This is a genomic window from Aliivibrio sp. S4MY1 (assembly GCF_028765545.1).
Taxonomy (GTDB): Bacteria; Pseudomonadota; Gammaproteobacteria; order Enterobacterales; family Vibrionaceae; genus Aliivibrio.
Map to the genome: position 1 here is coordinate 305,074 of NZ_JARACP010000001.1, position 20,568 is coordinate 325,641.

At 40.7% G+C, this 20,568-nt stretch carries 20 protein-coding genes; 17 read left to right on the forward strand and 3 right to left on the reverse strand.

From position 1 onward, the window contains the following. Positions 1-11: 11 nt before the first annotated feature. The 15 genes from PVK71_RS01550 (at position 12) to PVK71_RS01620 (ending at position 12,265) form a co-directional block, all read left to right on the forward strand. Complete coding sequence (locus tag PVK71_RS01550; RefSeq protein WP_274417301.1) at positions 12-1,145, forward strand: protein-glutamate methylesterase/protein-glutamine glutaminase; 1,134 nt, start codon at positions 12-14, stop codon at positions 1,143-1,145. 10 nt (positions 1,146-1,155) lie between these two features. Continuing rightward, positions 1,156-1,923 carry a ParA family protein gene (locus PVK71_RS01555; RefSeq protein WP_274417300.1) on the forward strand — a complete coding sequence of 256 codons (768 nt, stop codon included), beginning with the start codon at positions 1,156-1,158 and terminating at the stop codon, positions 1,921-1,923. After that, positions 1,923-3,080 carry a chemotaxis protein CheW gene (locus PVK71_RS01560; protein WP_274417299.1) on the forward strand — a complete coding sequence of 386 codons (1,158 nt, stop codon included), beginning with the start codon at positions 1,923-1,925 and terminating at the stop codon, positions 3,078-3,080. Before PVK71_RS01555 ends, PVK71_RS01560 begins: the two co-directional genes overlap by 1 nt. A gap of 28 nt (positions 3,081-3,108) precedes the next feature. Beyond that, a complete protein-coding gene (locus PVK71_RS01565; RefSeq protein ID WP_130044160.1) occupies positions 3,109-3,603 on the forward strand; it encodes a chemotaxis protein CheW in 495 nt (164 codons plus the stop codon). Continuing rightward, positions 3,603-4,064 carry a DUF2802 domain-containing protein gene (locus PVK71_RS01570; protein WP_274417298.1) on the forward strand — a complete coding sequence of 154 codons (462 nt, stop codon included), beginning with the start codon at positions 3,603-3,605 and terminating at the stop codon, positions 4,062-4,064. Before PVK71_RS01565 ends, PVK71_RS01570 begins: the two co-directional genes overlap by 1 nt. A gap of 284 nt (positions 4,065-4,348) precedes the next feature. Beyond that, positions 4,349-4,963, forward strand: coding sequence for a cytochrome c biogenesis heme-transporting ATPase CcmA (gene ccmA, locus PVK71_RS01575; RefSeq protein ID WP_130048686.1), 615 nt, complete (start codon positions 4,349-4,351; stop codon positions 4,961-4,963). Next, complete coding sequence (gene ccmB / locus PVK71_RS01580; protein ID WP_274417297.1) at positions 4,964-5,632, forward strand: heme exporter protein CcmB; 669 nt, start codon at positions 4,964-4,966, stop codon at positions 5,630-5,632. It begins immediately after the preceding gene. 42 nt (positions 5,633-5,674) lie between these two features. Next, positions 5,675-6,427 carry a heme ABC transporter permease gene (locus tag PVK71_RS01585; RefSeq protein WP_274417296.1) on the forward strand — a complete coding sequence of 251 codons (753 nt, stop codon included), beginning with the start codon at positions 5,675-5,677 and terminating at the stop codon, positions 6,425-6,427. A gap of 21 nt (positions 6,428-6,448) precedes the next feature. Beyond that, entirely contained in the window at positions 6,449-6,655 is a 207-nt protein-coding gene (gene ccmD / locus PVK71_RS01590; RefSeq protein ID WP_130044165.1) for a heme exporter protein CcmD, read from the forward strand. Further along, the gene (ccmE, locus tag PVK71_RS01595) at positions 6,652-7,137 is read left to right on the forward strand and encodes a cytochrome c maturation protein CcmE (protein WP_130048690.1); all 486 of its coding nucleotides are present in this window, start codon (positions 6,652-6,654) and stop codon (positions 7,135-7,137) included. Before ccmD ends, ccmE begins: the two co-directional genes overlap by 4 nt. Then, positions 7,134-9,092 (forward strand): heme lyase CcmF/NrfE family subunit, encoded by a 1,959-nt coding sequence (locus PVK71_RS01600; RefSeq protein ID WP_274417294.1) that lies wholly within the window; start codon positions 7,134-7,136, stop codon positions 9,090-9,092. The genes ccmE and PVK71_RS01600 overlap by 4 nt, the downstream gene beginning before the upstream one ends. 3 nt (positions 9,093-9,095) lie before the next feature. After that, a complete protein-coding gene (locus PVK71_RS01605) occupies positions 9,096-9,647 on the forward strand; it encodes a DsbE family thiol:disulfide interchange protein (RefSeq protein ID WP_274417293.1) in 552 nt (183 codons plus the stop codon). Beyond that, positions 9,647-10,162 carry a cytochrome c-type biogenesis protein gene (locus tag PVK71_RS01610; protein ID WP_274417292.1) on the forward strand — a complete coding sequence of 172 codons (516 nt, stop codon included), beginning with the start codon at positions 9,647-9,649 and terminating at the stop codon, positions 10,160-10,162. The genes PVK71_RS01605 and PVK71_RS01610 overlap by 1 nt, the downstream gene beginning before the upstream one ends. Then, positions 10,159-11,373 carry a c-type cytochrome biogenesis protein CcmI gene (ccmI, locus tag PVK71_RS01615; protein WP_274417291.1) on the forward strand — a complete coding sequence of 405 codons (1,215 nt, stop codon included), beginning with the start codon at positions 10,159-10,161 and terminating at the stop codon, positions 11,371-11,373. The genes PVK71_RS01610 and ccmI overlap by 4 nt, the downstream gene beginning before the upstream one ends. A 109-nt stretch (positions 11,374-11,482) precedes the next feature. Further along, the gene (locus PVK71_RS01620) at positions 11,483-12,265 is read left to right on the forward strand and encodes an MlaA family lipoprotein (RefSeq protein ID WP_443111699.1); all 783 of its coding nucleotides are present in this window, start codon (positions 11,483-11,485) and stop codon (positions 12,263-12,265) included. A gap of 12 nt (positions 12,266-12,277) precedes the next feature. Here the strand turns inward: PVK71_RS01620 and PVK71_RS01625 are convergent, their stop codons facing one another. The 3 genes from PVK71_RS01625 to PVK71_RS01635 form a co-directional block, all read right to left on the reverse strand. Continuing rightward, positions 12,278-12,964 (reverse strand): DUF2238 domain-containing protein, encoded by a 687-nt coding sequence (locus PVK71_RS01625; RefSeq protein ID WP_274417289.1) that lies wholly within the window; start codon positions 12,962-12,964, stop codon positions 12,278-12,280. Positions 12,965-13,129: 165 nt separating this feature from the next. Next, positions 13,130-14,464 carry an outer membrane protein transport protein gene (locus PVK71_RS01630; protein ID WP_274417288.1) on the reverse strand — a complete coding sequence of 445 codons (1,335 nt, stop codon included), beginning with the start codon at positions 14,462-14,464 and terminating at the stop codon, positions 13,130-13,132. 523 nt (positions 14,465-14,987) lie between these two features. Beyond that, complete coding sequence (locus tag PVK71_RS01635; RefSeq protein ID WP_274417287.1) at positions 14,988-16,202, reverse strand: OmpP1/FadL family transporter; 1,215 nt, start codon at positions 16,200-16,202, stop codon at positions 14,988-14,990. A 901-nt stretch (positions 16,203-17,103) separates the two neighbouring features. Between PVK71_RS01635 and fadI the strand changes: the two genes are divergently transcribed. Then, a complete protein-coding gene (gene fadI, locus PVK71_RS01640) occupies positions 17,104-18,432 on the forward strand; it encodes an acetyl-CoA C-acyltransferase FadI (protein WP_274417286.1) in 1,329 nt (442 codons plus the stop codon). Beyond that, positions 18,432-20,531 (forward strand): fatty acid oxidation complex subunit alpha FadJ, encoded by a 2,100-nt coding sequence (fadJ, locus tag PVK71_RS01645; protein WP_274417284.1) that lies wholly within the window; start codon positions 18,432-18,434, stop codon positions 20,529-20,531. Before fadI ends, fadJ begins: the two co-directional genes overlap by 1 nt. The last annotated feature ends 37 nt before the right edge of the window (positions 20,532-20,568 follow it).

The following is a 20,568-nucleotide window of genomic DNA, read 5'->3' on the forward strand; positions in this document are numbered from 1 at the left end:
CAAGGATAGACATGGCAATAAAAGTATTAGTTGTAGATGATTCGAGTTTTTTTCGTCGCAGAGTAAGTGAAATCATTAATGCCGATCCTCGTCTTGAAGTTATCGACGTGGCGGTTAATGGTAAAGAAGCGGTAGAAAAAGCAAAATCATTGAAACCAGATGTCATTACTATGGATATTGAGATGCCTGTCATGGACGGCATCTCAGCAGTAAGAGAAATCATGAAGGCTTGCCCAACACCAACCTTGATGTTTTCTTCTCTTACCCATGACGGCGCAAAAGCAACATTGGATGCATTAGACGCAGGTGCTTTGGACTTCTTGCCTAAGAAATTTGAAGACATCGCTCGTAATAGAGATGAAGCCGTTAGTTTATTGCAAAAGCGTATTGCTGAAATTGCTCGTAAAAAATTGTTTATGCGTCGTCCATCGGTGACAACGCAGACAACGCAAACGACAACGTCAACAGTTCGTCCTACTGTTCGTGCTACAGCATCAACGGTAGCGCCTGTTAAAAGTGTACCTGTTGCACCGGTAGCAGTCGCGCAGCGTTTTAAGGCAACCGGTAAAAAATATCAGTTAACCGCAATTGGGACTTCAACGGGAGGTCCTGTTGCATTACAAAAGATATTAACGGCAATCCCTGCTAATTACCCGCATCCTATTATTTTAGTTCAGCATATGCCTGCAACATTTACTGCAGCATTTGCGGCTCGTTTAAATAATTTGTGTAAGATCCAAGTGAAAGAAGCAGAAGATGGTGATGTATTAAAGCCTGGCTGTGCGTATCTTGCTCCGGGTGGCTTACAGATGATGATTGATGGTCGCCCTGGATCTTCTCGTTTGAAGATTTTAGACGGCGGTGAGCGCATGAACTACAAGCCTTGCGTGGATGTTACTTTTGGGTCTGCCGCGAAAGTGTATGGTGATAAAGTACTTTCAATGATCTTAACTGGAATGGGTGCTGATGGCCGTGAAGGCTGCCGAATGCTCAAAGCAGCAGGAGCAACCATTTGGTCTCAAGATGAGCAAAGTTGTGTTGTTTATGGCATGCCTCAAGCGATTGATAAAGCAGGCTTATCGTCAGAAAGTTTACCTCTAGAACGCGTAGCTGAAAGAATGCTCGTGGAAGTTGGATTGAAGTAGGAAAAGTATAATGGTTGTCTGGAGCATAGCGAACCAGAAAGGTGGTGTTGGTAAAACAACAACAACGATTACATTAGCTGGTTTATTGAACCAACGAGGTAAACGTGTCCTGATGGTGGATACTGATCCGCATGGATCATTGACTACTTATCTTGGCTATGACTCTGATGACTTGCCTTGCAGCTTATTTGAATTATTTCAACTGCCGACAATTAATAAAGCCACGGTTTCTCCGTTTGTATTAAAAAGTGACATTCCAGGGTTAGATATCATTCCAGCTCATATGTCACTAGCCACTCTTGACCGCGTAATGGGCAACCGCAATGGGATGGGGTTAGTACTAAAAAGAGCGTTGGCGGCATTAAAAGATGAATATGACTATGTATTGATTGATTGCCCTCCTATATTAGGGGTAATGATGGTTAATGCATTAGCAGCAAGTACTCGAATACTGATCCCAGTTCAAACAGAATTTCTAGCTATGAAAGGGCTAGAGCGAATGATGCGAACGTTAACGATAATGCAAAGAAATAAGCCTTCTCGTTTTGATGTTACTATTATTCCAACTATGTACGATAAGCGTACTAACGCGTCACTACAAACGTTAATGGATCTAAAGTCGACCTATTCAGATCAAGTGTGGGCATCCGCGGTTCCAATTGATACAAAGTTTAGGGACGCAAGTTTAAAAAGAATGCCGCCGTCATTTGTTTCACCAAATAGCCGTGGTGTTTTTGCATATAAAACGTTATTGAATTATCTAGAGAGATTAGCTTAATGGCTGACTTTAAAACATTTACCAGTGAAGAAGCACTTGATGATTATTTTTCATCACTGTTAGATGAAGAAGCTATTGAACTTGAGCATGACGCTGAAGATAGCATTATGCCAGAGCCAGAGCCAGAGCCAGAGCCAGAGCCAGAGCCAGAGCCAGAGCCAGAGCCAGAGCCAGAGCCAGAGCCAGAGCCAGAGCCAGAGCCTATTTATTGGCACTCAGAGTCAGTAACTATTAATACACCAGAGCCTCAATATCAACCGCAGTTCTCGCCAATAGAGGATGATAATGACACTTACCCGTTTGAATTACCTCAATTAGAGGACGTTCAACGATTATTAAGTCAATTAGAAAACTCACAATTAGAAGCGCAAGTTGAAATTGACGCCCTGATTATTGACGATGTAGAAACAGAACCAATGAGAATCGAACCAGCGATTGAAAAAGCTGAAACCGAAACTCAAGACGTTCTCGTTGCTTCTTCAAATATTAAAAGCGACTCGATTATTAAAGAGGAAGCTGAAGAAGAACTCGACTTATCAGCGTGGGATATTTCAGATAAAGTGAAGATTCCCCCTTCTTCTGAGCCTCAGATTGAAGAGATAGAACCCATTGTCGATAATGGGAGTGAAGACGCTACTGAAACCAAGTTAAAAACCCAAGCAGGAAAAGCGCCACCACCAATTGACCTAGATTGGGAAAATGCAGAGCATCAAGAAGAATTTCAAGTACTCTTTTTTGAAGTAATGGGAGTTATGTTTGCTGTACCATTAGCAGAGTTAGGCGGTATTCACCAAATTACCGAGCTGAGTCACCTAATTGGTCGCCCGGATTGGTATCTTGGTTTGCAAACAAATAGAGAAATGAAAATTGATGCGCTTGATACTGCAAAGTGGGTGATGCCACAAAGCATCAAAGATGAAAGCTATAAAGAAGATTATCAATACCTTGTTATGCTTGGTGAGAGCAAATGGGGTTTAGCGTGTAATGCGCTAGCTGGAACTGAAACCCTTACCAGTGATCGAATTCGTTGGCGAGAAACGGCAGGAAAACGTCCGTGGTTATCAGGAATGGTAAAAGAAAAGATGTGTGCCTTGATTCATGTTGAGGCAATGATTGCGATGCTTAATGCCGGTTTGGACATTAAGGGAATAGAGTAAAATAACTCTAAGAGTACGAGGAAATAAAATGTCTCAGGTTAATGAAGTAGAGATCCGTAAAGATCAAGTAAATGACGAAGTATTACAGTGGGTAACGTTTCAACTAGAAGAAGAAACTTACGGTATCAATGTAATGCAAGTACGTGAAGTATTACGTCATACCGAAATTGCACCCGTTCCGGGCGCGCCAGATTACGTTCTAGGTATCATTAACCTTCGTGGTAATGTAGTCACTGTTATTGATACTCGTTCACGTTTTGGTCTAATGCAAGGTGAGATCACTGACAATACACGTATTATTGTGATCGAATCTGAGCGTCAAGTTATCGGTATCCTTGTTGATAGCGTGGCAGAAGTTGTATACTTACGTTCATCAGAGATTGACACTACGCCAAGTGTTGGTACGGAAGAAAGCGCTAAGTTCATCCAAGGCGTTAGCAACCGTGACGGCAAGTTACTTATCTTGGTTGACCTTAACAAACTTTTGTCTGAAGACGAATGGGATGACATGGCAAGCCTATAATGGTTGATATTTTAACTCAGCTCTCAGAGCTATTTGCAGCAACAGCAATGATCCTAGTGCTTGTGGTTTATGTTTTATTAAACCGTAAAAACAAGCAATTAGAATTACAATTAACTCAAGCTCAGACGCAAAACAAACAACTTCAAGATGAGCAACAAAAGCTACAAAAGCAATTTGTTGAATTCCGTACTGGCTCAATCAATTTGGGACAAAAAGTGGCGGATATGACTCAGTTAAGTCAACATTTTGATGATCGTTTAAATGAACTAGAAAATACAGATGCGGATAGCCGTTTGTATTCAAGAGCCAACAAATTGGTTCAGTTAGGCGCAGGAATCAATGAGTTGATGGAAGAGTGTGAGTTGCCTAAAGCAGAAGCCGAGTTAATGATGTCTTTACAAGCCAAAATAGCAGCAGGTAAAGGCTCCATTCCACCATTACGATTAGAAGACGAAGAATAACGTCTTTTTAATTGCAGAATACATAAAAGCTCCTCATTGAGGGGCTTTTTTTATTTATCTTATAGTATGTTGAGTTGTAATCTTAAATGAGCTAACCATTAAGTGGTACATTGCTTTTATATGAAGCAACTTGTTGATACCCATACAAATATAAAGGGATTAATAAAGTGAAACGATCGGACATACTTATTTACTTATCTATCTAAATAGATTTGTTTTATATCTAAGTTTCCCCGTTTTTGCTGTGCTAGAATGCCCCTAATATTTTTCAACAATAGATACTTATGCTAGAAATTCGTAACGTTACCTGTATTCGAGATGAACGCGTTCTATTTGAACAATTGAGTTTTACCATCTCAGATGGTGAGTTAATTCAGATAGAAGGGCAAAATGGTGCAGGTAAAACAACATTGCTTCGTATTATTGCAGGTTTAGGTTATGCGGATGAAGGCGAGATCTATTGGAAGGGTGAATCTATAAAGAAAAGTCGTGAAGAATTTCATAGCGATTTACTTTTTTTAGGTCATCATACCGGTGTTAAACGTGAGTTAACTGCATTTGAAAACCTCACTTTTTATCAATCTATGCATAACCAATACGATGAAAATGCCATTTGGGATGCGTTAGCAAGAGTGGGTTTAGCTGGGCGTGAAGATGTTGCAGCAGGGCAATTATCTGCAGGCCAACAGCGTCGAGTTGCTTTAGCGAGACTTTGGCTTAGTAAACAAAAACTATGGATTTTAGATGAGCCTTTGACTGCGATTGATAAACAAGGGGTTAAAGTGCTTGAACAGCTATTTATGGATCACGCAAAACAAGGGGGCATTGTTTTGCTTACCACGCACCAAGATCTATTTACAGACAGTAATGAACTCAAAAAAATCAGATTAGGTGAATAGATGTTTGCTTCAATGACAACAATTATTCGACGTGAGTTATTAATCGCCTTTCGTCGTAAAGCGGATATTCTTAACCCTTTGTGGTTTTTTATTATCGTAATTACCTTATTCCCACTTAGTATTGGTCCTGAGCCAGTACTTCTAGCGCGTATTGCAGCAGGTATTGTGTGGGTAGCCGCTTTATTATCGGCATTACTTTCTTTAGAGCGATTGTTTCGAGACGATTTTTCAGATGGTTCATTAGAGCAGATGATGTTAATGCCAACCCCTTTGTCGGTATTAGTTTTAGCTAAAGTCTTTGCTCACTGGATACTGACAGGTCTACCGTTAATCATTATTAGTCCATTGCTTGCCATATTGCTGTCTTTGGATTTTAATTCGTGGCTGGCTATCGTATTAACATTATTGCTCGGGACACCAACGTTAAGTTTTCTTGGTGCTGTTGGAGTGGCGTTAACCGTTGGACTACAAAAGGGTGGTGTTTTACTTAGCTTATTGATTCTACCTTTATATATCCCGGTTCTAATTTTTGCGACATCAGCAATTGATGCTGCTGGTCTCGGTATGGCTTATAATGGCCAACTAGCAATTTTAGGTGCTCTTTTTATGGGCTCCGCAACATTGACTCCATTTGCCATTAGTTCGGCACTGCGAGTGAGTGTTCAATAAATCATAATTATAATTTTATATTTGAGTAAGTGAGATAAACCAATGTGGAAATGGCTTCATCCTTACGCTAAACCAGAGAAAGCGTATCAATTAAGTACCACGCTATTGCCGTGGTTTGCGGTGATTTCAATTATCAGTTTAACGGTAGGTACCATTTGGGGACTGGCGTTTGCTCCTTCTGATTATCAGCAGGGTGATAGTTTTAGAATTATCTACATACATGTTCCTTCGGCCATTCTGTCAATGGGTGCTTATATGTCGATGGCAATTGCGGCATTTATTGGTCTCGTTTGGCAGTTGAAACTGTCAGATATGGCAGCAGCGGCAATGGCACCGATTGGTGCTGTATTCACGTTCATTGCTTTGCTTACCGGTGCCGTTTGGGGTAAACCAATGTGGGGTGCATGGTGGGTATGGGATGCACGTTTAACGTCTGAGCTTATTCTTCTTTTCTTATACCTAGGTGTAATGGCGCTATATAACGCCTTTGATGATCAACGTACAGCCGCTCGTGCTGCCGGTATTCTGGCGATTGTTGGGGTGATTAACCTGCCAATTATTCACTTCTCAGTAGAGTGGTGGAATACCCTTCATCAAGGTGCAAGTATAACTAAATTTGATAAACCTTCGATTTCGTCTGATATGTTGTGGCCTTTATTATTAAATATCATTGGCTTTGCAACTTTCTTTGGTTCTGTGACTCTTATTCGTTTTAGGAATGAAATTTTAGCAAAAGAGAGTCACCGTCCTTGGGTTAGAGCGCTAGTAGAACCAAAATCTACCGCGTCTAAATAACGAGAGAAGGGAATTATTGTTATGCATTTTGAAACTTTCAGTGATTTTTTAGCCATGGGCGGTTATGCCGTTTATGTATGGGGTGCCTTTGGTGCCACTTTTCTCTCCTTATTTTGGATTTTATTCTCTAGCTTAGGCAAGCGTCGTCAATTGCTAAAAGAGATTGAACAAAAAATGGCACGAGAAGAACGAATTAAAAAAGCAAAAACTATGGAGAACACACTATGAATCCAAGACGTAAAAAGCGCCTAGGATTGATCCTTGCTCTATTCTTTGGGGTTAGTGCAACCGTTGGTTTAATGATTTACGCATTAAATCAAAATATGGATTTATTCTATACACCAACTGAACTGGTTAATGGTAAACCTGATGGAACAAAACCAGAGGTTGGTCAGCGTCTTCGTATCGGTGGTATGGTTGTCGCAGGATCAGTAAAACGTGACAGTGATTCATTAGAAGTGTCATTCAAGGTTGCTGATATTGGCCCTGAAGTGACCGTTACTTATAATGGTATTCTTCCGGATTTATTCCGTGAAGGCCAAGGTATTGTTGCACAAGGTGTTCTTGTAGATGCAACAACGATTAAGGCTCACGAAGTATTGGCAAAACATGATGAAGAGTACATGCCACCTGAAGTTGCAGAAGCAATGAAGAAAACGCATGAACCACTTCAATACACAGAACAACAAAAACAAGGAACAGGTCAATGATCGCAGAACTCGGTCATTTTGCCTTAATTGCTTCTCTAGGGCTTTCGATCCTATTGAGTATATTACCAATATATGGTGTGAGCCGTGGTAATAAAGCATTAATGCAAAGTGCAAGACCATTGTCATGGGGAATGTTCTTACTCCTTGGCTTATCATTTGGGATCTTAATGTGGGCCTTCTACATTAACGATTTCACTCTGCAATATGTAGCAAGTAACTCAAACAGCTTACTTCCTTGGTATTACCGTTTAACCGCCGTTTGGGGTGCTCACGAAGGATCTTTATTGCTTTGGGTTCTTATCCAAGCTGGTTGGACCGTTGCCGTAGCAACCTTCAGTCGTGGTATGCCACAAGAGTCGATTGCACGAGTATTAGCAGTAATGGGGTGGATTAACGTTGGTTTCCTACTTTTCATTATTCTAACGTCAAACCCATTCTTACGTACTTTGCCATTCTTCCCAATTGATGGTCGTGATTTGAACCCTCTTCTTCAAGATCCAGGTCTAATCATTCACCCACCAATGCTATACATGGGTTATGTAGGTTTCTCAGTTGCGTTCTCTTTCGCTATTGCTTCGCTAATGGCGGGTCGTTTAGATACGGCTTGGGCTCGTTGGTCTCGTCCTTGGACAATCGCAGCATGGTCATTCCTAACAGTAGGCATCTCTTTAGGTTCATGGTGGGCATATTATGAACTTGGCTGGGGTGGCTGGTGGTTCTGGGATCCAGTAGAAAACGCATCATTCATGCCTTGGCTTGCTGGTACCGCACTAATGCACTCATTAGCGGTAACAGAGAAACGTGGCACCTTTAAAGCGTGGACAGTATTGCTGGCGATTTTAGCCTTCTCATTAAGTTTATTAGGTACATTCCTAGTACGTTCAGGCATCTTAGTATCGGTTCACGCCTTTGCTTCTGATCCTGCACGAGGCATGTTTATTCTTGGCTTCTTAGTCATGGTGATCGGTGGTTCATTACTGCTGTTCGCACTAAAAGGCGCATCAGTACGAGTTCGTGGTAACTTCTCACTGTTCTCTCGTGAAAATGCGTTACTAGCTAACAACATTTTATTAATGACAGCCTTAGTTGTTGTTCTTGTTGGTACGTTATTGCCGTTAGTACATAAACAACTAGGCTTAGGCTCAGTATCTATTGGTGCGCCGTTCTTTGATATGTTGTTTGCGTGGTTAATGATCCCATTTGCATTCCTATTGGGTATCGGTCCTCTGATCCGTTGGAAGCGTGATAATTTAAGTCACTTAGCAAAACGTATGGTAATCACAGGTGCGATTACGATCCCATTAGCCGCAATATTCATGGTTATCTTTGCCGATAGATTCCAATTCATGCCATACCTTGGTTGGATGATGTCTATTTGGATTGTGATTTTACACGGTTTTGAATTGTACGAGCGTGCAACTCATCGTCATTCATTCTCTGTAGGTATAACGAAACTGGGTCGTAGCCATTGGGCAATGATGTTCGCGCACATTGGTCTAGCGGTAAGTGTTATCGGTATTGCCATGGTACAAAACTACAGCATCGAAAAAGATGTTCGTTTAGCACCGGGTGAACACATTGAAATGAACGGTTACCAGTTCTACTTTGCAGGTGTTCGTGATACTGATGGTCCTAACTACGATGGCTACACTGCTGATTTTGATATTACGTTAGACGGTAAGGCGATTAATACGCTTCATGCTGAAAAACGTTTCTATGAAACAGCAGGTTCAATGATGACAGAGGCAGCGATTGATCGTGGCTTTACTCGTGATTTATACATCGCAATGGGTGAGCGCTTAGATGATAACCGTTCATGGGCTGTTCGTATTTACTACAAACCATTTGTACGTTGGATCTGGGCTGGCTCATTATTTATGGCTCTTGGCGGTATGTTAGCGCTATCTGATAAGCGTTACCGTTTCCGTAAAACAGATAAAAAACAGGAAGCTTAAATTATGAATAAGAAGTTTTTATTTGCACCTCTAGCACTGTTTTTAATTTTAGTTGCCGTGTTTGCTACTCAGTTAACACGCAACTCAAATGGAGATGACCCAACAAAGCTAGAATCAGTGTTAGTTGGTAAGCACGTACCAGAGTTTCGTTTAGAAGATTTAGCACAAGAAGGCAAACTATACGATCAGAGTATTTTTAAAGGGGAGCCTTTATTGCTAAACGTATGGGCAACGTGGTGTCCAACGTGTTATGCCGAGCATCAGTATCTTAATACCCTTGCCATTCAAGGTGTTAAGATTATCGGTATGAACTACAAAGACGATAGAGCTGGTGCAATTCAATGGCTAACTGAGTTAGGTAACCCGTATTTAATCACTCTATTTGATGGTGATGGCATGCTGGGTATGGATTTAGGTGTGTACGGCGCACCTGAAACCTTCCTAATCGACAGCAACGGTATCGTTCGCTATCGTCATGTTGGCGATGTAAATGATCGCAATTGGAATGAAGTATTAAAGCCAATGTATGATCAACTGATTGCGGAGGCGAAATAATGACGACTCACCTACGCAAATGGGGACTTCGTAGCTTTGCAGCTATCGCATTCAGTTTTTTTGCAGTGCAAGCAAGTTACGCAACCATTGATTTGTATAAGTTTGATTCACCAGAGCAAGAGCAGCAATTTAAAGAACTAGGTCAAACATTACGTTGCCCTAAATGTCAGAACAATAACATTGCTGATTCAAATGCAGAGCTTGCTCAAGACATGCGCCATAAGGTGTATGAAATGACCAAAGCTGGTAAATCAGACCAAGAAATTGTCGACTATATGATTGATCGTTACGGTAACTTTGTTACTTACGATCCGCCGCTAACTGCTGGGACATTGGTTTTATGGCTAGGTCCGCTAGGTGTGCTTGTGTTTGGCTTTGGTTTTATTGTGCTTCGTAGCCGTAAATCAAAAGTGGTAACAGAAGATAATTCAGAAGAGTGGGATAACGAACATGAAGAACGTTTGAACGCCTTATTAAATGAGAATAAAAATGACGATGGGAAGGTAAACAAATGATTTTGTTTTGGATTTCGACCTTAGCCCTAATTTTTGTTGGTATTGTATTTATCGTGCTTCCGTTATGGAAAGCAAAAGCGCAAGACGATGAAGCACGCCGAGATGAATTGAACAAAGCTTTCTATAAAGATCGCTTAGCTGAACTGAAAGAAGAAGACGCCGAAGGTCTTGTGAATAACCAAGATGAGTTAATCACAGAGCTAAAGCAATCTTTGCTAGATGATATTCCCGCAACAGAGAAAGCACAACAAGACAGCTTGAATGCACGATTATTTATCTTGCCTTCAATCATCATCTTTATTGTTATCTCGTATGGGTTATATTTTAAATTTGGTAGCTTAGATAAAGTTGAAAAGTGGCAAGAAGTAAGTGCACGCTTACCTGAGCTATCTCAACAACTAATGAATCCAGAAGGTGTTGCGCTAAGTGACGCTGAAATGGCAAACCTGACTTTGGCACTACGTACCAAGTTGCACCATGAACCTAATGATGCAATGGGGTGGTTCTTGCTAGGTCGTATTGGTATGTCTAATCGTGATATTGATACTTCTGTGGGCGCAATGAAAAAAGCGTATGAATTAAAACCAACAGATGTTGATATTAAATTAGGCTACGCACAAGCATTAATGCTTTCAGGTGATGATGCGAAAGCAGATCAAGCCAAGCAAATGCTTAAGCAAGTACTTCGAGGTGACTCGACCAATTTACGCGCTTTATCGCTACTTGCATTCAGTTCGTTTGAACGTCAAGACTATAAAGGTGCAGTATCTGCATGGAAAGCAATGCAAATGCTGATTGGTCCTGATGACTCTCGCTATGAAATGCTGACTCGCAGTATCGAACGTGCAAAATCTAAGATAAGCCCTGAAGCGAATCTTGATAAGCAAGTGCCTATTACGATTAACCTTGGCAGTAATGTGACACTGCCATCACAAGGTGTCGTGATTGTTTCTATTCATCCTGCTGACGGTTCACCAATGCCAGTGGCAGCGGCTCGTATCCCACTAAGTCGCTTCCCACTTAGCATCATGATGTCAGATGACAATAATATGATGGAGCAGCGTAAATTGTCTGATATGCCAAACTTTATTGTTCGAGCTCGTATCGATCAAGATGGTAACGTATCAACAAAAGACGGCGACTGGTACGGTGAAAGTGCAGTAAGTACGCTAGGAAAGAACGTATCGCTTGAGATAGATAAGCAATACTAATATCTTTTAACAAGTGGCATACTACAACGGGTAGAGCATTGAGCTTCTGCCCGTTTTTTTTTGAATAAACTATAATAATATTAATAAAGCTAGGCGAAGGTGTATTGTGCTGAAAAGAATAGGGATATCTTTTTCGTTATTGTTTTTGATTGTAGGTTGCTCTCAAACACCAGAACAAGATAATAATGAAGTAGAAACAACAGAGGTCGTAGAGGTAGAGTACGATGATTCTCATCTCGGTGATCCGTTAGAGGGATTCAACCGTGTAATGTGGGGGCTAAATTACGATATTTTAGACCCGTATTTAGTGCGTCCTGTCTCGGTTGGTTATGTTGAATACACCCCAAGCCCAATTCGGATGGGGATAGCCAATTTTCTCGCTAACCTAGATGAGCCATCGAGCATGGTGAATAATTTAATCATGGGTAATGGCAGCGTAGCCATGGTTCACTTTAATCGATTTTGGTTAAATACAACATTAGGCTTGGTAGGCTTAATTGATATAGCCAGTGCTGCTGAGATAAATAAACCAGACAGTAAATCCTTTGGTGATGCGCTTGGTCATTATGGTGTTGGGAATGGACCGTACTTTATGCTACCGGGTTATGGTCCTTGGACATTGCGTGAAGCAGGGGACTTTGTTGATGGCTTTTATATGCCTCTTTCTTACTTAAACTTCTGGCAAGGCCTTGGAAAATGGGGTTTAGAAGGAATGGAGTCTCGTGTTCAGTTGATCTCTCAAGAGCCTATGTTAGAAGCCTCGCCAGATCCATACGCATTAACGCGTGATGTGTATTTACAACGCCAAGACTTTAAAGCAGAAGTTGAACCAGAAGTAGACTTAGATGCAGAAGGCGATCTTGACGATTACTTAGATGAAATAGACGAATAATATTTAGTATTATCAGAGTTCAGGATTCACTATTTTCCTGAACTCTGAACTCTGAACTCTGAACTCTGAACTCTGAACTCTGAACTCTGAAACTAGCCATTTTTTACGCTGGATAATCATCAATAATAAAGCGCTTAATGCCCCCGCGGTATCACATAACATATCTTTTTGAGCATCCCAAATATCACCTTGTGATCCTAAAAACGCAATCCCTTCTTCACCACCGGCAACTGCCGCGTACCACCACTCAATAATCTCATAGCCTGCCGCAATACTCATTAATGTAAACAAACCAAACGCCATCGCGAGTGGTGCAGAGCATTTCTTGGTTTTAATTAGATATTCCGCAATAGGATAAGCATAAAAGCCAATAGAGAAATGAGCGACGCTATCAAAGTTATTACGCTCAGACCCAATTAAATTATTAAACCAGTCAAAAGGGACATCAGCAAAGGTGTATTTTGAGCCGATAGTATGAAGAGTAAGCCAGACAAACATTAATATATAAGCGGTTTTGCTAAACTCAAAACGTGTTGCCATATAAAAAATACCAGCGAGGATTAATAATGCCGGCAATATCTCAGCAACCCAAACGGCGCGTGATATTGGGTCAAAAGCTGAGAATAAAAATACAGCACTATAAATAATCGTAAGCAGTAATAATATAGGTTGTTGTTTAAGTGTCGTAATGAAAGTCATGAATAAATGGCTCCAAATAATGGTGCTTAAAAACGCTATAAATTGAGTGTAGCGTGTTGATTTATATCGGCAAGGTCTAGTTTTTGAATGTTAGATACAGCTATAAATAAAAAAGGCCTCAATAATGAGGCCTAATGCAATTTCTATGTAATCAATTAGTACTGATTAGAAACGGTAGTTCGCTTGAACACCTAGTAGCCATACGCTACCCGTTGTTTCGCCTTCGAATTCACCACCAAATGTTGCAGGGTCTTTAATACCCGCAGCCCCTGTTACTTCTCTATGTTCTTGCATTTTTGCATCTTTCGCAAAAATGTAAGTGAAACCAGCATCTAGCGTTAAGTTATCAGACCAAGCATAACCAGCACCGACGCTTAACCATAGACGATCCGTTTCAGGAATTGTTGTTGTTCGGTTTGCTTCATTTACCGCGGATGTATCGTAAGCAACACCTGTTCGTAAAGTTATTTTTTGATTAAGAGTATACGTACTACCTACTGCTAGGCGATAATTGTCTTCCCAGTTTTCTTGTTTGATTAGGTCATTTTCTAAACCAAGAGAAGGGATATTCGCTTCTAACTTCTCAAAGCTGCTCCAATCAGTCCAGTTAAAACTCGCATGGATAGCTACTTTATCACTTAATTGATGAAAGCTTGCTAATTCAGCGGTTGCTGGCATCGCTAAAGCCATTGAACCTGAGTAATGTTGTGTTGAATTTTGAGGGTTAAAGCCAAAGCCTTCTGCATGACCTTCTAAGTTTAAATCAACTTGCGATTTATAAGTAAAACCGATGCGGTTAGTTTCGTTGATCTGCCAAGCCGTACCTACTTGCCAACCGAAGGCTTCATCCGTGCCTTCCATGTATTTCAGGGTAACTCCTGGTTTTAAGTTAGGTCCAAGATTTGGCATATTATTAGTCATTGTTGCACCAAAATGCCCTTCACCCATCACATAACGAACACCACCACCAACGCTTAATTGTGGCATCACTTGGTAAGCAACGTTTAGGTTCAGCTCTTTAGTGATAATGCTTGCTTGGTTACCGAAGTTAGTCGCCGAAAAATCTTGGCCTAAATCGGTTTCCATGCCGTAGTTAGTACCAAGCGCTACACCTAGTGCTAATTTTTCGTTTACACGGTGGGAGACGTATAAGTTAGGAATAAAAGCATCGTGTGCAAAGTCTTTCGATGAAGTATGTTTTTTTCCGAATGGTGCTAATGATGTTGAACCATCAACATACCCATTTACATCAACGTTAGGATCAACATAAATACCACCCACCGAAATCTGCGTACCTTCTAGGTAAGTTAGCATTGCCATGTTACGCCATTGTGCATCAGCACCGTCAGCCATTGCTGCTTCACCTGCGTATGCACGACCAAGACCAGTCGCTGAATACTCTGCCAATTGGAAGCCTGCTGCTATAGAAGTTGTGCTTGTTACTGAGCCTAATAGACCAAGTGCAATAGCAAGAGATAGGCGGTTTTTATTATTGTTCATTGATTTTTCCATATTGGTACAAGTGTACGCTGAATTTCGTGGTAATAAGTTGATGTGGATAATACGTTCTAGAGTAAAAACTTCAAACAAAAAATTGATTTATTCGAGTTTTAAGTACTTTTTTCTGTAGAAAACTTCAAATTTATCTGAATTTTCTGTATTTATCTGGTCGGATGTGTTATTTGGGCGTACAGGTGTGTGTCTTAATTGTTGTTTGAGGGTATATGTGTACGCTGAAATTTTTAGGTAAAGAAAGATAAGATCGCTTCGCTTGCAGGTTTCAGAGGTGATCGCTGAACGAACAGCATCAAAGAAGGTTCTCCCCCTTGATTGATGAGTTATTGAGATCGATAAAGTAAATAGAAGGGGGAGTTCGAGGGGGTTGTTTGCTCTAATAGAGCGAAGCGTTCTAGTTAGCGCAGCGTATCGTTTCTAGTTTATATGTCATTGTTTTTAGATACGTGGCGATCAAAAAAGGCCAGCGTATGCTGACCTTTTGTATTTACACTTTTAAGAATAAATCTTAGAAGCTGTAGCTGTACTGAACACCTGCAAGAATAGCATCTGCGTGTGTTGTTGCTGTTAGAGGAAGAATACCGCCAGTATCTTCTTCTACTTTAACATCGTCACCCATTAGATATGTAAAGCCAAAGTCAACGGTGTGTTTTTTCTGGAAGTGGTAACTCACACCAGCTGATAACCATTGGCGATCAGAGTCAGGAACAGAGATTGATGTATCTTTATCCTGTGCTGCTGTGTCGTACATGTAACCAGCACGAAGTGTCCATGCATCGTTTAAGAAATATGTACCACCGATAGAGTAGTGCATACCATTTTGCCAGTTATACTCTTTTTCAGTGATTGCTGCATTTGTGAATTCAATTTGATCGAAATCACTCCAGCCAATGTATTGAACGGAATAGTGCACTGCAAACTTGGTATCTTTGATCTCATGGTAACCAGAGAACTCAATCATATCTGGTAATGGTAATGTAACTTTTTGATTACCATCTTCAGCTTCGATTTCGGGACTGTAGTGATAAGACAAACCAAAGCGATTACCTTCGTTTAACTCATAAACACCACCAAGGTTAAAACCAACACCGACTCCACTAGCATCAATATCTAAAATAGGAGTAGTTCCTAGATCACGTTTTAACTTTCCTGAACCTTGAATGATGTCAATACCACCGCCAAGGCTAAACTGTTCGTTTACACGGAAAGATGCAGTTAAAGCATAATTAATGCTTTTAATTTCAGTTGTCCCACCATAAACATTAGCTCCTGGTGTTGTAGGGCTAGTTCCAAATGAGTCATCAAATTCATTTGATGTACCAAAGTTAGAATAGATTCCGGCACCAAAAGCCCATTGTTCATTTAAACGATGAACATAATAGATATTTGGAACTGGAGTGCCACTGCTATTATTTGCACTATCTACAGGAGCAACACCGCCGCCTAAAGCCGAAGAATCATAACTAACATCAGTCACATCAATATCAGTTTTGATGTAGTTAACACCACCTGAAAACTGTGATGAATCAAATAGAGCCATGGCAGCGGCGTTACGTGACATTACTGATGCGTTATCAGCGATTACTGCATCACCAGCAAATGCACGGCCTAGGCCTGTTGCTGATTGTGCGTTTAGTTGGAAACCGGCAGCAGTAGCTTGTTGTGTTGCAAGAGTGATGGTTGCTGCTAGAAGTGTTTTTGAAAACAGACGCTTCTTATTCATAATTATTATATTCCATGTATTGTTATTTCCTTTCAATTCTGCGACTGAAAAGATTTTTTTAGTTGAGACTGAAATCTCGATGCCGAGATAATAACGATCAGATCATAGACGACAAATCCGACCACTGCTAAAAATTCATTAAAATTCGTGATCTGGTCGTGATTTGCTCTTAAATGCCACTCTTAATTAACAATACTAGAGCTAAAACTCTATTTTAAGCCTAATTTTTTATTAATGATAATATGGTTAACTTATTGATTAATTTGAATTATTCCTATCCCTTTGTGGTATTTAGAGTTTAAGCTCTATATTGATCATTTTCTAATGTTAAATTGATGAAAACTTTTAATTTTTTCACTTTTTTTGGGAGGAATATTGGTGAGTGGTTACAAAGTATTCATGAGGTGTTTGCTTGGTTTTGAATTCATTAATTAAGCAGGAAGGTAGTAAAAGAACATAAAATTGATCTATTTCAATAAATGAATTCTGAGACGCGTTATAGTTGATCTCGTTATCTGGTTGAGCAATCAACCCGTTGAGCAAGATAACATTTCCTTTTGAAGGCTGACTTTACTTTCTCCTTATCAGGTGAAACTGATTTTACAATTGGCTATTATCGTTAATTGTTTTTTATTCTGACCACATCGATTGATGTGGTTTTTTTTTATCAAAATAGTCAGTAGGTTACATTTTCACGGGTCAGATCGTTAGCTTAATTGCTCTCTTATTTTTTCTACTTTCCTATCTAATTACCTTCATTTCTAACCAGTAAACAAGAATTTATGAGTGATTAATAATTCGCCGCTCACATTTCTACTATAACTCACTTCTCAAAATTAACAAATTGATTACAATGTGAGGTCTGACCACTTATTAGGTTGATATTATGCAAGGAGATGCAATGTCAAACGCCAAATTATCAAAGACCTATCAGCCATTAACGACACGACAAGGTGATCGCATTGCGGTTGTTTCAGGTATTCGAACCCCATTTGCTAAGCAATCTACGGCTTTTATTTCTACGCCTGCGGTAGATCTCGGTAAGCTTGCCGTAAAAGCATTGATGGATAAAACAGACATAGATCCAAAATTGATTGATCAAGTTGTCTTTGGCCAAGTAGTGCAAATGCCAGAAGCACCAAACATTGCACGTGAAATTGTATTAGGTACAGGTATGGATATCGCAACCGATGCCTACAGTGTGACTAGAGCGTGCGCGACCAGTTTTCAAACCACGGCAAACGTAGTGGAAAGCATCATGGCTGGCACCATTGATATTGGTATTGCTGGTGGTGCAGATTCTTCTTCTGTATTGCCTATTGGGGTATCAAAAAAAATGGCCGCAACGTTGCTTGCCCTTAGCAAAACCAAAACCATAAGTCAGAAACTCTCCCTTCTTCGTACTTTATCAATGAAAGATCTTGCGCCTGTACCTCCTGCTGTTGCTGAATATTCCACAGGGATCTCGATGGGGCAAACCGCAGAGCAAATGGCGAAAACTCACGGCATAACTCGTGAAGAGCAAGATGCGTTAGCACACCGTTCACACTCATTAGCTGCAAAAGCGTGGCAAGAGGGTTTGATACAAGATGAAGTGATGACCGCTTTTCCAGAACCGTATAAAACCTGGCTAGATCAGGACAATAATATTCGCCACGACTCAGATCTTGCAAGTTACGCCAAATTGCGTCCTGCGTTTGATAGAAAATACGGTTCAGTGACTGCTGCCAACAGCACCCCTTTAACAGATGGTGGTGCTGCAATATTATTAATGAGTGAAAAGCGCGCCAAAGAACTAGGTTATGAACCGTTGGGCTATATTCGATCTTTTGCCTTTAGCGCGATAGATGTGCATAACGACATGTTAATGGGACCATTTTATGCCACACCAATGGCCCTCGATAAAGCGGGTATTTCTTTATCAGATTTAACCTTGATAGATATGCACGAAGCTTTTGCAGCACAAACGTTATCGAACGTAAAAATGTTTGCATCCGATAAATTCGCCAGAGAATGCTTAGGCAGAGATAAAGCCATTGGTGAAATAGACATGGATAAATTCAATGTGCTTGGTGGGTCAATTGCTTATGGGCATCCTTTTGCGGCAACGGGAGCCAGAATGATCATTCAAACATTGCGAGAACTAAAGCGCCGCGGTGGTGGCTTTGGGTTAAATACCGCATGTGCCGCAGGTGGCCTAGGTGCAGCAATGGTTTTGGAGGCTGAATAATGACATTAGAAATAAATAACAGTGCTATTGAAGCAGTAGAAAACAGCAGTGCGTTTTCCTGGTTTAAAGATGATGCCGGTATCGCTTGGCTGACGATTGATGTGCCTAATGAAAAGATGAACACACTAAAGTCAGCATTTGCAGAACAAGTGACTCAAGTACTTAATGACATTGAAGCACAACATTCAGACATTAAAGGCTTGGTCATTCAATCAGGTAAACCCGATAACTTTATTGCGGGCGCAGACATTAGCATGATAGCTAACTGTGAAAGCGCAGCAGAAGCGCAAGCGTTGGCTGAAAAAGGTCAGCAGTTGTTTCAACGCATTGAAGATCTACCATTTGCTACCGTTGCCGCGATTCATGGTCCTTGTCTCGGTGGTGGATTAGAGTTGGCACTGGCGTGTGATTATCGTGTGTGCAGTGATGACAATAAAACGAAATTAGGTCTGCCAGAAGTGCAATTAGGGTTGCTTCCGGGGTCTGGCGGAACACAGCGATTGCCTCGACTTATTGGGTTACTCGCCAGTTTGGATATTATTTTAACGGGTAAGCAATTAAGACCTAAAAAAGCCCTAAAGTTAGGCGTTGTTAATGCCTCGGTACCACAAACTATTTTGTCACGAACCGCCGCTGAATTTGCAGTAAAGAAAAAATCAAAAACCAAAGTAGCAACCAAAGAGTGGGCGATATCAAGAAACGCTCTTGGTCGTAATGTGATTTTCTCTCAAGCAGAAAAACAAGCGCAGAAAAAAGCACGCGGTAATTACCCTGCGATTTCGGCAATTTTAGATAGCATTAAATACGGGTTAGAAAAAGGGATTAAAAAGGGGCTTCAACGAGAAGCGGAGCAATTTGGTAAGCTTGCCATGACTCCTGAATCTGCTGCATTACGTTCCTTATTTTTTGCAATGACAGAGATGAAAAAAGAGAAAGGCAGCGAAGCAGAGCCTAAAATTATTCATCGAGTCGGAGTGTTAGGTGGTGGGTTAATGGGCGGTGGTATTGCTCATGTCTCTATTGCTAAAGCCAAAAAGAACGTCACCATAAAAGACATCAGTAATGATGGATTGTTAAATGCCTACCAGTACCATTACCAACGTTTAGATAAGTTAAGAAAACGCCACATTATTAGTAAGGCTAAGCTGCAACAACAAATGCTGCAACTAACGGGAGTGACCGATTTTAGCGGATTTAAAAAATTGGATGTGGTGGTTGAGGCCGTATTTGAAGATCTCGCTTTGAAACAAGAGATGGTAAAAGCGGTGCAAGAGCAAGGAAAAGAAGACGTTATCTTTGCTACCAATACCTCTTCGCTTCCCATAGGCCAAATAGCAGAGGGCGCTGCAAAACCTGAGAATATTGTCGGTTTACACTATTTTAGCCCAGTAGAGAAAATGCCTTTGGTTGAAGTTATTCCGCATCAAACGACCAGTGATGAAGCCATCGCTACTGTGGTCTCTTTAGCGAAGCAACAAGGTAAAACGCCGATAGTCGTTAAAGATTGTGCTGGGTTTTATGTAAACCGAATTTTAGCGCCTTACATGAATGAAGCGGCAAGGTTATTGTTGGCGGGTGAGCCGATAGAGGCCATCGATGAGGCTTTATTAGATTTTGGTTTCCCTGTAGGGCCAATTTCATTATTAGATGAGGTTGGGGTAGATATTGGCGCGAAGATCATGCCGATATTAGAAGCTGAACTGGGTGATAGATTCCGCAGCCCTGATGTGTTCCAAACGTTAATCGATGATAAGCGTCTAGGTAAGAAAACTAAGCGTGGTTTCTATATCTACAAAGGTAAGAAGAAAGCGCCGGATCAAGATGTCTATTCACTACTTAACATTAAACCGCAATCTCAGCTAAGCAAAGATGAGATAGCCATGCGCTGTGTATTGCCTATGTTATCTGAAGCAAAACGCTGCTTAGATGAAGGTATTATTCGCTCAGAAAGAGACGGTGATATTGGCGCTATCTTTGGTATCGGTTTTCCCCCTTTCTTAGGTGGCCCATTTACTTATATGAACAATATCGGTGAAGAAAAGCTAGCGGCATTAATGAAGAAGTACGCTGATAAATATGGGGATAGGTTTTCTTTATAATACCAATTCAAATAATGGTGTTTATTCTTATTAGAGA